Below are 13,427 nucleotides of genomic sequence, written 5' to 3'. Positions count from 1 at the left end.
GTTCGAGTCCCTCCGAGCGCACCAAAAGCCAATATTGGCTGATATCCCTCAGTTTTTCTGAATTTTTGCCCAGGACCAGCGCTGGCTCGTCCCGATTTGGCGTTGCGCGCCGCGCGAGGTCGGCGCGCGACAGGCGCGATCGGGGCGGCCATCTCGTCCATTCGCGGATGCCTCTCTCGATTCGCCCTCTCTCACGCACTCCGCGCCGACCGCCGCAGCGACTGCGGCGGATGACCGAAGGCGCGGATGAAGGCCCGGCGCATCCGCTCGGGATCGCGAAAGCCGGTGGTTTGCGCGACGTGCTCGATCGCCTCGCCGGAGGACTGCACCCGCTCACGTGCGACCTCGACTCGTAATCGGCTCGAGGGCCTTGGACGGCGTGGAGCCGGTTTCGGCGATGAAGGAGCGGACGAAATGCCGTGAGCTCAAGCCCGCCCGCTCGGCAAGTGCGTCGACCGTGAGCTGCGCATCCAGATTCTCGCGCATCCAGGACAACAGGCCGCCGAAGCGGCCGTTCGGCGTCTTGAGCTCGAGCAAGGTAGAGAACTGCGATTGTCCGCCGCCGCGGCGATGATAGAGGACCAATTGCCGGGCGGTCGCCTGCGAGATCTCCTCGCCGTGATCCTCGGCGATCATGGCGAGCGCAAGATCGATCCCGGCGGTGATGCCGGCCGACGTCCACACCCGATCATCCCGGATGAAGATCTGGTCCGGCTCGAGCCTGACGTTCGGGTAGCGCCCGGTGAAGTCGCGCGCGCAGCACCAGTGCGTCGTCGCGCAGCGGCCATCCAGCAGTCCCGCCTCGGCAAGCAGATAAGCCCCGTTGCAAACGCTGGCGATACGCACGCCACGCTTCGCCAGTCTGCGAATGAACGCGATCGTCGTCTTGCAGCGTGCCGCGGCCTCGACGCCTTCTCCGCCCGCGACGAAGAGCGTCGTGACGGCGCTGGCCGCACGCAGGTTGCGCGCCAGCATCTCGGTGCCCGACGAGCTGCGCACCGCGCCTGCCTTGGCCGCGATCGTGATGATCTGCGGCGCGTCCGGTGCGTGACGTCTGGCGATTTCGAACACCGAGATCGGGCCGGCCGCGTCCAGCAACTGGAATTCTGGAAAGATCAGGAAGCCGATCATGGACGCGTCCAAAAATGAGGGAATTACGCCGTTTCCGCACCTTAGGCCAACATGGCAGGCTGCAACCGTCAAGCGCGATGTCGAGGTTGGATATGTCGGGTCCGTTGCAGATCGGCCTTCTGGTTTTTCCCCGCGTCACCCAACTCGATCTCACGGGTCCGGCTCAGGTCTTCTCCAGCCTGCCGGACGTGAACGTGCATCTGATCTGGAAACGCATCGAACCGGTGCCGAGCGATTCCGTGATTGCGCTGACGCCGACGATCACGTTCGCCGATTGCCCGCAGCTCGACGTGATCTGCGTTCCCGGCGGCTACGGGACCGATGAGCTGATGCTCGACGAGGACGTCCTCGCCTTTCTGCGCAGGCAGGAGAAGGGCGCCCAATACGTCACCTCTGTCTGCACCGGCTCGCTGGTGCTTGGTGCAGCCGGCCTGTTGCAGGGTTTTCGCGCGGCTACGCACTGGACGGCTACGGAGGCCTTGCCGTTCTTCGGGGCATCGGTGTCGCGCGAGCGGGTCTGCATCGATCGCAATCGCATCACCGGGGGCGGCATCACCGCCGGCATCGACTTCGCGCTCACCCTGGTCGCGATGTTGAGGGGCCGCGCAGCCGCGGAGATGATTCAACTCCGCATGGAATACAATCCCGCCCCGCCGTTCGAGGCCGGCTCGCCCGATACGGCGCCGGCTGCGATCGTCGCAGCCATGAAGGAGCGGGTCGCACCTGCGCAGGCGCGACGGCTGGAGTTCGTCAGGAAGGTCGTCGGTCTGCAGGGATAGCGAAGCACGCTTTCCAGGTTGGCGGTCGGAGGTTGGGATCGTTGGGGCAGGTCATCGCGAACATGCGTCGCGATGCTGGAATGGAGGGGGCAATGGCGCCTTGTCGTATCACGAAGCTGCAGTCATCGCGCGTCGCACTTGGCCGGTTGACCTTTGGACTCGTCATGATGCTGGGCCCCATCAATCTCAGTGAACGAAGCGCGGCTGCAGAGTTCTCCGGCGGGGTGGTCAAGATCGGCATCATCAACGATCAGTCAGGCCCATTGTCGGACAATTCCGGACCGGGCTCTGTCGTCGCGGCCAAGTTGGCCATCGTGGACTTCCAGAAGGAGAAGCCCGACATCAAGGTCGAGATCGTCTTCGCCGACCATCAAAACAAGCCGGACATCGGCGCCCAGATCGTTCGCAAATGGTTCGACGTCGACGGTGTCGACATGGTGGCCGATGTCGGAAATTCCGCGGTGGCCCTCGCCATCCAGTCGCTCGCACGCGACAAGAACAAGATCGTGATCTACGCGGCCGTCGGCACCACCGAGATCGGTGGCAAGCAATGTTCGCGCACCGGCCTGATGTGGCTGCACGACAACTACAGTCTGGTCACCGGATCGGTTGGACGGCTGGTGTCGCAGGGATATGACAGCTGGTTCTTCATCGCGGCCGACTATGCGTTCGGACGCAACATGGTGGAGGTGTCGCAGCGCGTGCTGTCCGCAACCGGCGCAAAGTCGCTCGGCGCGGTGTTTCATCCGCTCGGAAACGCCGATTACGGCTCGTTCCTGCTGCAGGCCCAGGCTTCGAAGGCCAAGGTGGTCGCGTTTGCCAATGCCGGCGAACAGCTCGTGACCTCGATGAAGCAATGGAATGAGTTCGGCATGGGGGCGGGGGCGCAGAAAGCGGTCGCCGAGCTGATGTTTCTGACCGACGTGCACGCCATGGGCTCCGAAACTGCAAAGGGGCTATCGACCGTCACGGCCTGGTATTGGGCCCTGAACGATGAGACGCGCGCGTTCGGCCGGAGGTTCTACGAACTCCACAAGGCCATGCCGACCGCGCCGCAGGCCTCCGTCTACTCCGCCGTGCTGCACTATCTGAGAGCGGCCACTGCGGCTGGAACGGACGAGACCAACGCGGTGCTCGAGAAAATGCGCGCAATGCCCGTGGACGATTTCTACGCGCGTGGCGCCCGGCTGCGCGCCGACAACAAGCTCGTCCACGATTTCTATCTGGTCGAGGCCAAGAAGCCCGCGGACGTCAAGACCCCCTGGGACTACTACAAAGTCGTCGAGAAGATTTCCGCCGACGACGCCTTTCTTCCTCTGAGCCAGAGCGAATGCCCGTTGCTCAAGGCTGCGGCGAACTAGCGAGCCTCGGCCGCTTTCGCCTCGGCGATTTCATCGGCGCGGCGCCAGACCGGGAAGGGGTCTGCGAGCTTGGCCCATTCCGCGACGTTCATCGCCGGCTTGCCCGGGACGAGACAGGCGTCGAGGCGGGTGCGGAGCGAGCCCTCGTCCATGCCGGCGCCGATGAACACGATCTCCTGGCGGCGATCGCCATAGATGTCGTTCCAGTTCGCGCGCAGTTGCTTCCGCCAGGACGGATCGTCGGGCCATCGTTCCGCGGGCACGCTCGCCCACCAGAAGCCGAGCGCCTCGGTGCGCGTGATCGAGCCGGCCTGGCTAGTTTCGCCGAGCCATTGCGGACGCGTCGCCAGCCAGAAATGGCCCTTGGCGCGAATGACGCCGGGCCAGGGCTCCCTGACGAACTTGTCGAATCTTTCGGGATCGAACGGCCGGCGCGCGCGATAGACGAAGTTGGTGACGCCGTATTCCTCGGTCTCCGGCACATGGTCCGCAAAGCCATAGAGCTCCTTGAACCAGAGCGGATGCTGCTGCGCCTTTTCGAAATCGAACCGGCCGGTGTCGAGAATACGATCGAACGCGACCCGGCTGTGGTTGGCTTCGATCAGGTCCGCGTCCGGATTGAGCGCGCGGATGATCTTGCGCGCCGCCTCGCGTTGTGCCGGCGAGGCGTCATCGACCTTGTTGAGAACGATCACGTCGGCAAACTCGATCTGCTCGACGAGGAGATCGACCAGCGTGCGCTTGTCGTTCTCCAGAGCCTCGCCGCGCTGCTCCAGGAAATCCGTCGACGAATAATCCCTGAGCAGATTCACGGCGTCGACTACGGTGACCATGGTGTCGAGACGCGCGACGTCGGACAGGCTGTCGCCGTCCTCGGACCGGAAATCGAAGGTCGCTGCGACCGGCAGCGGCTCGGAGATGCCGGTGGATTCGATCAGGAGATAGTCGAAGCGGCCGCTCGCCGCGAGAGCGCGCACCTCCTTCAGGAGGTCGTCGCGCAGCGTGCAGCAGATGCAGCCGTTCGTCATTTCGACGAGCTTCTCGTCAGTCCGGGACAGGTTCGCACCGCCATCGCGGACCAGATCCGCATCGATGTTCACCTCGCTCATGTCGTTCACGATCACAGCCACCTTCAGGCCGTGCCGGTTGTTCAGGACGTGGTTCAGCAAAGTTGTCTTTCCAGCACCGAGGAAGCCGGACAAGACGGTGACGGGGAGTTTTTGCATGGAGATCGAAGAGCCTTTTCAACGGGATAGGGCGACGACGCGGAGAAGAGGACATTGGGACCGAAGATGTAATGTTATAACATTACATTTGATGAGGACGCGCGCGTCAAGTGGTTTTCGCGGTTCAGCCGGACGTGTTGGAGTGTCTCATCATCATCGTCCCAGAGGTCTCGGCGCGCGGATGCACGACAACGACACGCCCAAGCGATGCGCGAGCCCTCAGCCGTATTCCTCGCCGATACCGTATTCCCGGTAGATCTCCAGCGGATCCGAGGCTGGGAACAGCCGGCACTTGGCCTGAGCGAGGTGAAGGCTCACCGCCGACGGCTCCTTGCCGTTCGCCAGCATCTTGCGGATATCGTCCATATGCGCGCTCGGCTGATGTTTTGCTTCGAGCTGCTCCAGCGCGACCAGCGCGGTTGCCAGGGCCTCGGTCAGAACCCAGTCGTCGTGGCCCGTGATTCCCTTTTTCGGCATCGGCAGACCCCACATGCGGTGGCTGTGCCAGTATACCGCAGCTTCCGTCGAGATCTTCATCGCGCCGCTGCGGCGGAACGCGATGATGGTCGCGTGCTCGCTTGCATTATGGCGGCGCGTGGCTAAAAGGCCCATGCGCGGGCGATCGTATCTTTGTTGAAACAAAGTTGGCGTAGACGGGCCTCGCGCAACCTGTAGGCCGGCTGCTCCGGCCTGCAATCCTCGATCCTGAATTCCGCAAAGCCAGACGGTGATACCGCTCAAGGCCGGAGCCAGCATGGTCTTCCTAAGCTTCGTCTACCGCTTCATGACCAACTTCGCGTTCATGACGATGGTCTATTTCAGCCTGAACTTCATGGAGAAGTACCAGAACCGGGCGATCATCGCGATCCTGGTGCTGGTCTATAGCGGCATGCGCGCGGCCTCGACGCTGCGTGCGTTCTACTTCTTCCAGAAGATCGAGAAGCTGGAGGCCGAGACCAAGCGCCTGCAGGCCCCGATCAATGACGGCGCGGGCGGAACGAACGCGCGCAAGCAGGTGGTGACCGACGTGGCCCGGCTGCGGCGGGACGGCGAGCTGAAGTCCTATATGGACCTGTTCTTCCTGGCGCTGATCGTACTGCTCTGCGTCGCCAACATCATGCGGCAGTAACGGTTCAAGCGCGCTTCTTGACGCTGTTCGCGACGCGAGTCGGGCGGGTCGTCGTGCCCTTGGCCTGGGCCGTATGCTTCGGCGCGGCGTGGGTAGCGTGAGCTGTGTGAGGCTTGCCAGCCTTGCCCCTGGCCGCACGCGGCGCCTGGGCAGCCATCGCCATCCGCGCCGCGGCGCGCCGCGATAAGGTCGTCGACAGCAACACTTCGATCGAGCCTTCCGGGATCGCAAACAGATCGCGGCCCGGCACGGGCAGGGTGGCCGCGACATTCGCCTGCGCAATGGTCTTGCGCGGCAGCAGCGGCTGGTGCCCGGCCTGTGCGTTGAGGTCGGCAAGGCTGGGCGCCGGAAGCGTCGGGGTCTGCGTGAACACGAAATTCGGCACGGCCGGCCAGCGCGCGATCGGAACGGTCTCGGTCGGCGGATGCAGCAGCCATTCCACCGGCGTGGTCGGCGTCGCCGGCAGCTCGGCGGTCGCCGGCACCACATGCACGATACGATAGCCGCGCGCCTTGAGGTCGCGGATGATCTTCGGCAGCGCCGCCACCGTGCGGGCCTGGATGTCGTGCAGCAGCAGGATGCCCTTGCCCTTGGCCTCCAGTCGCTGGATCGCGAGCTGGTAGACGCGGTCGGACGACACATGCCGCCAGTCGTCGGCGGGGAAGTCGGCGCTCCAGACCTGGATGCCGCGCGAGATCAGGTAGTTCTCGACGCCATCGGCGCGCATCAGGCCGGGAATGCGGAAGAACGGCGCGAGTTGCCTGGACGGATCGGTCATCGCGGCTGAGGTCCACTCGATGCCGCCATTGATCTCGGCCTCGGCCTTCTCGATCGGCATCCTGTCGAACGTCAGCGGATGGTTCATGCTGTGGGTGCCGACGGTGTGGCCCGCCGCCACCAGCTTGCGCACACCTTCCGGGTTTGCCTTGGCCTGGCCGCCGATGATGAAGAAGGTCGCCTTGATGCACTCGTCGTCGAGCATCTTGAGGATCTGGTTGGAATATTTCGGCAGCGGACCGTCGTCGAAGGTCAGCACGACCTCGTGGTCCTTCAGCGGCAGCGTCTCGCGATACTGCATCGTGCCGATGCGCGGATGCTCGCGCGGATCGACGACGAGCGTGCGGGACGTCCCGAGCGCGTCCGGATGGCCGGGGCAATCACCTGCAAACGCCGCCGGTGTGCCGACGGTCAGCAATCCGAGACAGAGGACGATCCACGATCGCGTCCGGACAACAACGCTACTTCCGATCATGAACCCCGTCTGCCCTCATACGGATGGCCGCCATTAGGTGGTCGGAGACGCCCAGGAAAGGTTCAGGCGCAATATCCCCTCCATGTTTGCATGGCGTAGCATGAACAGATCGTTAATAGGGCCCAAATCACCCCATTTTGCGCCGGCGTGACATTCCGGCATCAACGCGCGTCGGCGTTCTTCTGTGATGCGCCGGCCGGGACCACGTGAACCACGCGAAAGCCGTTGTCTCTGAGGTATTGCAGGAAGGCGGGCATGATTGCCGCCGTGCGCGCCTTGGGGTCGTGGAAAAGGATGATGCCCTTGCCGGCGGCGGCGAGGCGCTCGGTGACGAGCTTCAGTTCCTGCTCCGGGGTCATCTCGTTCCAGTCGCTGGCCCAGAGGTCGGCGCCGAACACGACGATGCCGCGCGATTGCAGCAGGTCGAGCTGCGCCGGAGTCGACTCGAAATAGGGAAAGCGGAAGAACGGCGTCGAGGGCGTCGTCGTCGAGACGCCCTTCAGCGCCATTTCGTCGGCCGCGATGCCGCGGTCGATCTCGCTCTTCGCCTTGTCGAACGGGATCCGCGCCATGAACGGATGCGACCAGGTGTGGTGGCCGATGGTGTGGCCCTCGCGCGCGATGCGCTTGACCATGTCGGGGTGCTCGGAGGCGTGCAGGCCGATCAGGAAGAAGGTCGCGCGGACGCATTCCTGTGCCAGCGCCGCCAGCACCTTCGACGTCGTCGGCGGGTTGGGGCCGTCGTCGAAGGTCAGCACGACCTCGTGATCGGCGAGCGCCAGCGTCTGCGGAAAGCTCTTCAAGCCCACGCGCGGCGTGGCCTTCGCATCGACGCTCAGAATTCGCGAGGTTCCCAGTGCGCCCTTGCGCGGACAGTCCGCGGCCCCGGCCGAGGCAATGCCGGCGACGGCCGCGAGGACCGCGCCCGCCGCGATCGAGGTCCACCTCAGTCGAAGCATCTTTGTCATTGCGCTGGCTGTTGCCTTGTGGGTATTGCCTGAACCATCAGCCCAGACCACCGTTCCAACCTGTCAAACGGCGAGGCGCGCCATGGATGAACATATGGACGGCGCCTCATCCGCCGAGGCCTCGGTACTCGACCACGTGCCGATGCGCAATGAAGACGGCGAGATCAGGCACGAATTCGTCGCGGAGATTGCCCATGCGATCGAGGCCGGCGACAGCGCATCGCTGCGCGCCTGCGTGGCCGAGCTGCACGAGGCCGATCTCGGCGATCTGATCGGCGCTCTCGCCCCCGACGACCGCGTCCGCCTGGTCGAGCTCACGGGCGCTGACTTCGACTTCTCCGCCTTGAACGAGGTCGACGAGGCCGTGCGCGAGGAGATCCTCGACGAGCTGCCGCCGGAGACGGTGGCCGAGGGCGTCCGCGAACTCGAATCCGACGACGCGGTCGAACTGCTGGAGACCCTCGACGAGGACGAGCAGGAGGAGATCCTCGAAAAGCTGCCCCTGAAGGAGCGCGTCGCGCTCGAGCGCAGCCTGCTGTATCCGGAGAATTCGGCCGGCCGCCGGATGCAGACCGAGTTTATCGCCGTGCCCCAGGATTTCACCGTGGGGCAGGCGATCGACTACATGCGCGATACGCCCGATCTGCCCGATCGCTTCTACGAGATCTACGTCGTCGACAAGGATCAGCATTGGCTGGGCGCGGTCTCGCTCGACGTCCTGCTCCGCGCCCGCCGACCGGTGCCGCTGACTGAACTCACCGACGAGGACCGCCGCCGCGTCTCAGTCCTGGAGGACCAGGAGGAGGTGGCGCGCATGTTCGGCAAGTACAATCTCGTCGCAGCGCCGGTGCTCGATACCCAGGACCGCCTCGTCGGCGTCATCACCGTCGACGACGTCGTCGACGTCATCGAGGAAGAGGCGGACGAGGACCTCAAGGCGCTCGGCGGCGTCAACAGCGACGAAGAGCTCTCCGACACCGTGTTCACCATCGCGCGCGCGCGGTTCAACTGGTTGCTGGTCAATCTCGCCACCGCGTTCCTCGCATCCTCCGTGCTCGGCCTGTTCGAGGGCCAGCTCGAGAAGATGGTCGCGCTCGCCGTGCTGGCGCCGATCGTGGCGAGCCAGGGCGGCAATGCGGCGACCCAGACCATGACGGTCGCGGTGCGGGCGCTGGCGACCCGCGAGCTCGGCTCCTTCAACGCCTGGCGCGTGGTGATGCGCGAAGGCATGGTCGGCCTCGTCAACGGACTTGCCTTCGCCGTGATCACCGGCATCGCGGCGGTGGCCTGGTTCAAGATCCCGGGCCTCGGCATCGTCATCGGGCTTGCGATCATCGTCAACCTCGTCGCCGGTGCGCTCGGCGGCATTTTGATTCCGATGGCGCTCGAGCGCGTCAGGGCCGACCCGGCGGTGGCGTCGGGGACGTTCGTCACCACCGTGACCGACGTGGTCGGCTTCTTCTCCTTCCTCGGCATCGCCACGTTGTGGTTCGGGTTGAGGTAAGGCCGGTTTGGGAGGTACGTGCTCTCTCCACGTCATTGCGAGCGCAGCTAAGCAATCCAGAATTCGCGGCGGCAGTCTGGATTGCTTCGTCGCAAGAGCTCCTCGCAATGACGGGAGTGGGTAGCGGAGCACGACCACCATCATCTTTAATCCGAACTTAAGCGGCCTGCCGCATGATCACGCCCGCTTGGGGGAATGAGCATGCGTGTGCGGCTGAAGGCTGACGGACGGGTTGTCGAGTTGCGGGATGGGCAGGAGTTTCCAATCCAGCCTGCAGCCAACGCAGTGCCGGCGGATGCCAGCCCGCTCGCGGTCCGCGATCTGCGTCGCCGCGCCTGCCTCACCCAGATGGAGTTCGCGGCAAAACTCGGCGTCCCCGTCGAGACCATCCGCAACTGGGAGCAGGGCAAGCGCGCTCCGCGGGGACCGGCCCGCGCGCTGCTCGCCGTGATCGCACATGCGCCGGAGACCGTGTTCCAGGCGCTCGCCAAAGCCTGACGTCAAGGCCTGACGCACACCTCCCGTTAGTATTGCGCTGAATATCCGGGCCGATCGCTGCGGCGTCCGTTGGCAGTGTCGCGGACCGGGTCCATAATGACGCCCGGATGATGCTTGGGACGACCACAACAGAGAGGTTTCCTCATGCTGTTCGTCGAGGCCAATGGCGCAAGAATACCGGCGATCGGGCTTGGGACCTGGGAGCTGAGCGGGCGTTCCTGCGGACGCGTGGTCGAGCAGGCATTGCGGCTCGGCTATCGCCACATCGACACGGCGCAGGTCTACGAGAATGAGCGCGAGGTCGGCGACGGCCTGCGCGCCTCTGGCGTGCGCCGCGACGACATCTTCCTCACGACCAAGGTCTGGACCAGCCATTTCACGCCGCACGATCTCGAGCGCTCGGTCAAGGAGAGCCTCGTCCGGCTGCGGCTTTCGTCGGTCGATTTGTTGCTGTTGCACTGGCCCAATTCGCACGTGCCGCTGGCGGAGACGCTTGGCGCGCTGGCGCATGCCAAGCGCATGGGTCTGACGCACCACATCGGCGTCTCCAATTTCACGGTGGCGCTCATCGAAGAAGCGGTGGCGTTGTGCCCGGAGCCGCTGGTCTGCAACCAGGTCGAATACCATCCCTATCTCGACCAGGCGAAGGTGAAGGCGGCCTGCGACCAGCATGGTCTCGCGCTGGTCGCCTACAGCCCGATTGCCAGGGGACGCATCAAATCCGACCAGACGCTTGGCGAAATCGGCCGTGCCCACCACAAGACACCGGCACAGATCTGCCTGCGCTGGCTGGTGCAACAGAATGTCGCCGCGATCCCGCGTACCTCGCGCGTCGAACGCCTGTCGGAAAACATCGAGATCTTCGATTTCGAGCTCTCGGACGACGAGATGACCAGGATCGCCGCGCTGGCCAGTCCGAAGGGCCGTCTCACCGACTATGGTTTCGCGCCAAAATGGGATTGAGGGGCGGCCGGGGTATGGTAGGACCGCGGCGGCAACCCAAGATCGGGCGATGGAACTGCGGAAGCTCATACGAACGGACATTGCAGCGTCGGCGATCGCGCATCTGACGCTCGTCGGGCTGATCATCGTGATCAGCGAGGTGCATCCGTTTCACGCCGCGCCGCCTGAAACCGTGTCGGTCGACATCGTCACACCGGAGCAGGTGAAGCAGGAGGAGGCCAAGGCTGAGGAGAAGGCCAACGAGGAGGTGAAGGAAAAGCCGCCGGAGCCGCCTGTCGACCTCAAGCTGCCGAAGCTCGATGTCACCGAGAAGGCGGAGCAGAAGCAGCAGGCAGCCTCCCAGGCAGCGCAACAGAAGGCGGCTCCAGAACCGCCGCAGAAACAGCCACCGCAATCGCAGCCGCCAAAGCAGCGTGAGGCCAATGTGCGGCCGCAACCACAGCCACAGCAGCAGCCTTCACCTCCGCCGGCGCAACAGCCACCACCGCAGTTTCCTCCGCCCCAGCAGGCCCAGCCGGCACCTGCCGCAATGCCCGAGCCACAATCCGCGCCGCCGCCGGCCTATCAGGCGCCGCAGCCGGACGTCACCGTCAAGTACGGCGTCCTGCTCGGTCTGCCTCCGGAATTGCCGCCTGAACCGAAGGACTCTCCCAAGGACGACGGTGGCGACGCCAAGGATTCAATTGCCGCCAAGCTGCCGCCCGAAGTCATCGCCGAACTCCGTCGCCACCTGAGAAGCTGCGCAAAACTTCCGGCGGGTGTTTCACCGACCGACAACGTCAACATCAAGCTGCGTGCGGTGTTCGCCACCGACGGCACGCTGGCGCGCCCGCCGATCCTGATCCAGGCCCCGCCCTCCGCCAAGGGCGTCGCGATCGTGAAGTCCGCGATGAGCGCGCTCGAATCCTGCCAGCCCTACAAGATGCTGCCGGCCAATCTGTACGAGGAATGGAAGGTGATGGACCTGCCGTTCAGCCCGCGGGATTTCGGCGGGTAGCTACAAGGGCTACCGCTGCCCGACGGGCAAAACACCCAAACTCCAGGTCAATCCATTCTCGCGAAAATATTCCGCTTTACCGAAATTCGGAATTGTCGTATATGTCGGCCATCCCGGCTCATCCTTGAGGGGCGATCGTACGTCGTCACGATATGCGAGCCGGGCCTGCGGTGGACGCGGCAGCGTCGTGCGCGAAAGGTGCGGGCAGGGCGGGTAGTCCCTGTGAGCCCGAGGCCACGTGCGGACGAGCGGCGCTGAAGCGTACGGCAAAACCGTGTGGTCCTGGCCGTCGTTGCTACGGTCAAGCCCTTTGCGGAGATGTGCGCGAGCCCAACCGGGCGGACGGCATCGTCAATTCGCGGGGCGAGGGAGGCCAGAAGGAAAGTTCGGCTCCCGGGAGAGCGCGGCATATGCCGTCCAACCATCGCGCAGGGAAGGCCGAGTGATCGGCGACACCTGTATGCTGCTGTGCGGTTTTCCTGCGTGTGCTTTTCGCGCAGTGGACCGCGGGTGCCCGCCGGCACCCGGTCTTCCCTGCGCCCTCTTGGATTGAAGAGGGTGGAGTGATCAAGCAAAACTCGGGCGAAATCAGCCGCGAGAATGAAAAGGCGTGTCTGCAACCCCACACGCGCTGTCATCGTCCGGCTTGGCCGGACGATCCGTATTCCGGAGACGATCATGGTCACATCGAGAAGCTGCGGCGTACTGGATTCCCCGCCGCAATTGTCATCGGGCTCGCCAAAGGCGAGACCCGATGGCGGGGAATGACGGCGCTATTTGGAGACGCAGCTATTGCCTCAAACTCCGTCATTGCGAGCGCAGCGAAGCAATCCAGAATCCCTCCGCGGAACGACTCTGGATTGCTTCGCTGCGCTCGCAATGACGATGCGGTGAGAGTCGGAGTCAATGACCGCGCCTGATCCCCTCATCATCCGCCGCCGCCGGCGCCATCGCCTGCCACGCGCTGGACGCAAACTGGCGTCGCCATGTCACGACCACGACCGCTGCCGTGGTCACGAACAGCACCCAGGGGCTGACGAACCAGCCGAGATAGCCGAGCGCGAAGAAGAAGGCGCGCTGGCCGCGGTTGAAATGGCGGCCGGCGGATCTCGAACAGGCGCGTGGTGCGGATGACATGGGCTTCGGCCTCGGGCGTGTCGCGTTGCGAAGCCGATGGCATGCCGCCGAACAGGATCGCGACGTAGTTGAACAAGCGGTAGGACCAGGCGAACTTGAAGAAGGCGTAGACGCAGATCAGCACCAGGCCGACGCATTTCAGTTCCCACATCGCAGGCGAGGTGCTGAGGTCGACCGGCAGCTTGCTCAGGATGGTGATCGCGTCGTTGGTCGCATGCAGCAGCGCCAGCGCTCCGCCGAGTGCGATCAGGCTGGTGGAGGCAAAGAAGGCGGTGCCGTTCTGCAGCGAGGCCATGATCTGCATGTCGACCATGCGGGCGTCGCGGTCCAGCAGGCGGCGCACCCAGACCTCGCGATAGCGGTTCATGCGCGCCGACAGGCTGTCGCGGCCATAGGCCGAATGCTCCAGCGTCAGGGCATAGACCAGCCATTCGACGATGAAGAAGCCGACGGCGGTGATGTCGATCCAATGCCTGCTCATG

The 13,427-nt window shown here is 64.5% G+C and carries 11 protein-coding genes and 2 pseudogenes; 7 read left to right on the top strand and 6 right to left on the bottom strand.

Features of this window, described 5'->3' with window-relative positions:
* Positions 1-191: 191 nt before the first annotated feature.
* A pseudogene (locus ACQ86E_RS34340) lies at positions 192-1,131 on the bottom strand (GlxA family transcriptional regulator).
* A 92-nt stretch (positions 1,132-1,223) separates the two neighbouring features.
* Here ACQ86E_RS34340 and ACQ86E_RS34335 point away from each other — a divergent pair.
* Positions 1,224-1,910: a DJ-1/PfpI family protein gene (locus ACQ86E_RS34335; protein WP_431203687.1), complete on the top strand. Its 687-nt coding sequence runs from the start codon at positions 1,224-1,226 to the stop codon at positions 1,908-1,910.
* A gap of 92 nt (positions 1,911-2,002) precedes the next feature.
* Positions 2,003-3,271: an ABC transporter substrate-binding protein gene (locus ACQ86E_RS34330; protein ID WP_431203686.1), complete on the top strand. Its 1,269-nt coding sequence runs from the start codon at positions 2,003-2,005 to the stop codon at positions 3,269-3,271.
* Here the strand turns inward: ACQ86E_RS34330 and zigA are convergent.
* The gene (gene zigA, locus ACQ86E_RS34325; protein WP_431203685.1) at positions 3,268-4,497 is read right to left on the bottom strand and encodes a zinc metallochaperone GTPase ZigA; all 1,230 of its coding nucleotides are present in this window, start codon (positions 4,495-4,497) and stop codon (positions 3,268-3,270) included. The genes ACQ86E_RS34330 and zigA overlap by 4 nt on opposite strands.
* A 219-nt stretch (positions 4,498-4,716) precedes the next feature.
* Positions 4,717-4,989 carry a hypothetical protein gene (locus ACQ86E_RS34320; RefSeq protein ID WP_431206634.1) on the bottom strand — a complete coding sequence of 91 codons (273 nt, stop codon included), beginning with the start codon at positions 4,987-4,989 and terminating at the stop codon, positions 4,717-4,719.
* A gap of 262 nt (positions 4,990-5,251) precedes the next feature.
* On the opposite strand from ACQ86E_RS34320, the gene ACQ86E_RS34315 reads away from it, so the two are divergent.
* Positions 5,252-5,626: a hypothetical protein gene (locus tag ACQ86E_RS34315; protein WP_431203684.1), complete on the top strand. Its 375-nt coding sequence runs from the start codon at positions 5,252-5,254 to the stop codon at positions 5,624-5,626.
* A 4-nt stretch (positions 5,627-5,630) separates the two neighbouring features.
* Here the strand turns inward: ACQ86E_RS34315 and ACQ86E_RS34310 are convergent, their stop codons facing one another.
* Both ACQ86E_RS34310 and ACQ86E_RS34305 read right to left on the bottom strand, forming a co-directional pair.
* Positions 5,631-6,878 carry a polysaccharide deacetylase family protein gene (locus ACQ86E_RS34310; RefSeq protein ID WP_431203683.1) on the bottom strand — a complete coding sequence of 416 codons (1,248 nt, stop codon included), beginning with the start codon at positions 6,876-6,878 and terminating at the stop codon, positions 5,631-5,633.
* Positions 6,879-7,039: 161 nt separating this feature from the next.
* Entirely contained in the window at positions 7,040-7,846 is an 807-nt protein-coding gene (locus tag ACQ86E_RS34305; RefSeq protein WP_431203682.1) for a polysaccharide deacetylase family protein, read from the bottom strand.
* Between the two features lie 82 nt (positions 7,847-7,928).
* Here ACQ86E_RS34305 and mgtE point away from each other — a divergent pair, with 82 nt between their 5' ends.
* From mgtE to ACQ86E_RS34285, 4 genes are all read left to right on the top strand, one after another.
* On the top strand, positions 7,929-9,350 hold the full coding sequence (gene mgtE / locus ACQ86E_RS34300; protein WP_431203681.1) for a magnesium transporter: 1,422 nt from the start codon (positions 7,929-7,931) through the stop codon (positions 9,348-9,350).
* Positions 9,351-9,545: 195 nt separating this feature from the next.
* Positions 9,546-9,848 carry a helix-turn-helix domain-containing protein gene (locus ACQ86E_RS34295; protein WP_431203680.1) on the top strand — a complete coding sequence of 101 codons (303 nt, stop codon included), beginning with the start codon at positions 9,546-9,548 and terminating at the stop codon, positions 9,846-9,848.
* A gap of 144 nt (positions 9,849-9,992) precedes the next feature.
* Complete coding sequence (locus tag ACQ86E_RS34290) at positions 9,993-10,811, top strand: aldo/keto reductase (protein ID WP_431203679.1); 819 nt, start codon at positions 9,993-9,995, stop codon at positions 10,809-10,811.
* 49 nt (positions 10,812-10,860) lie between these two features.
* Complete coding sequence (locus ACQ86E_RS34285) at positions 10,861-11,808, top strand: hypothetical protein (protein ID WP_431203678.1); 948 nt, start codon at positions 10,861-10,863, stop codon at positions 11,806-11,808.
* 903 nt (positions 11,809-12,711) lie between these two features.
* On the opposite strand, the pseudogene ACQ86E_RS34280 reads toward ACQ86E_RS34285, so the two are convergent.
* Positions 12,712-13,426 (bottom strand): annotated as a pseudogene (locus tag ACQ86E_RS34280) (DUF599 domain-containing protein).
* Between the last annotated feature and the right edge of the window lies 1 nt (position 13,427).

Origin of the sequence: Bradyrhizobium betae (assembly GCF_050632175.1) — a bacterium.
Classification (GTDB): Bacteria; Pseudomonadota; Alphaproteobacteria; order Rhizobiales; family Xanthobacteraceae; genus Bradyrhizobium; species Bradyrhizobium betae_B.
Note: the sequence above shows the minus strand (reverse complement) of the source record. Positions and strands in the feature narration are given on the sequence as shown.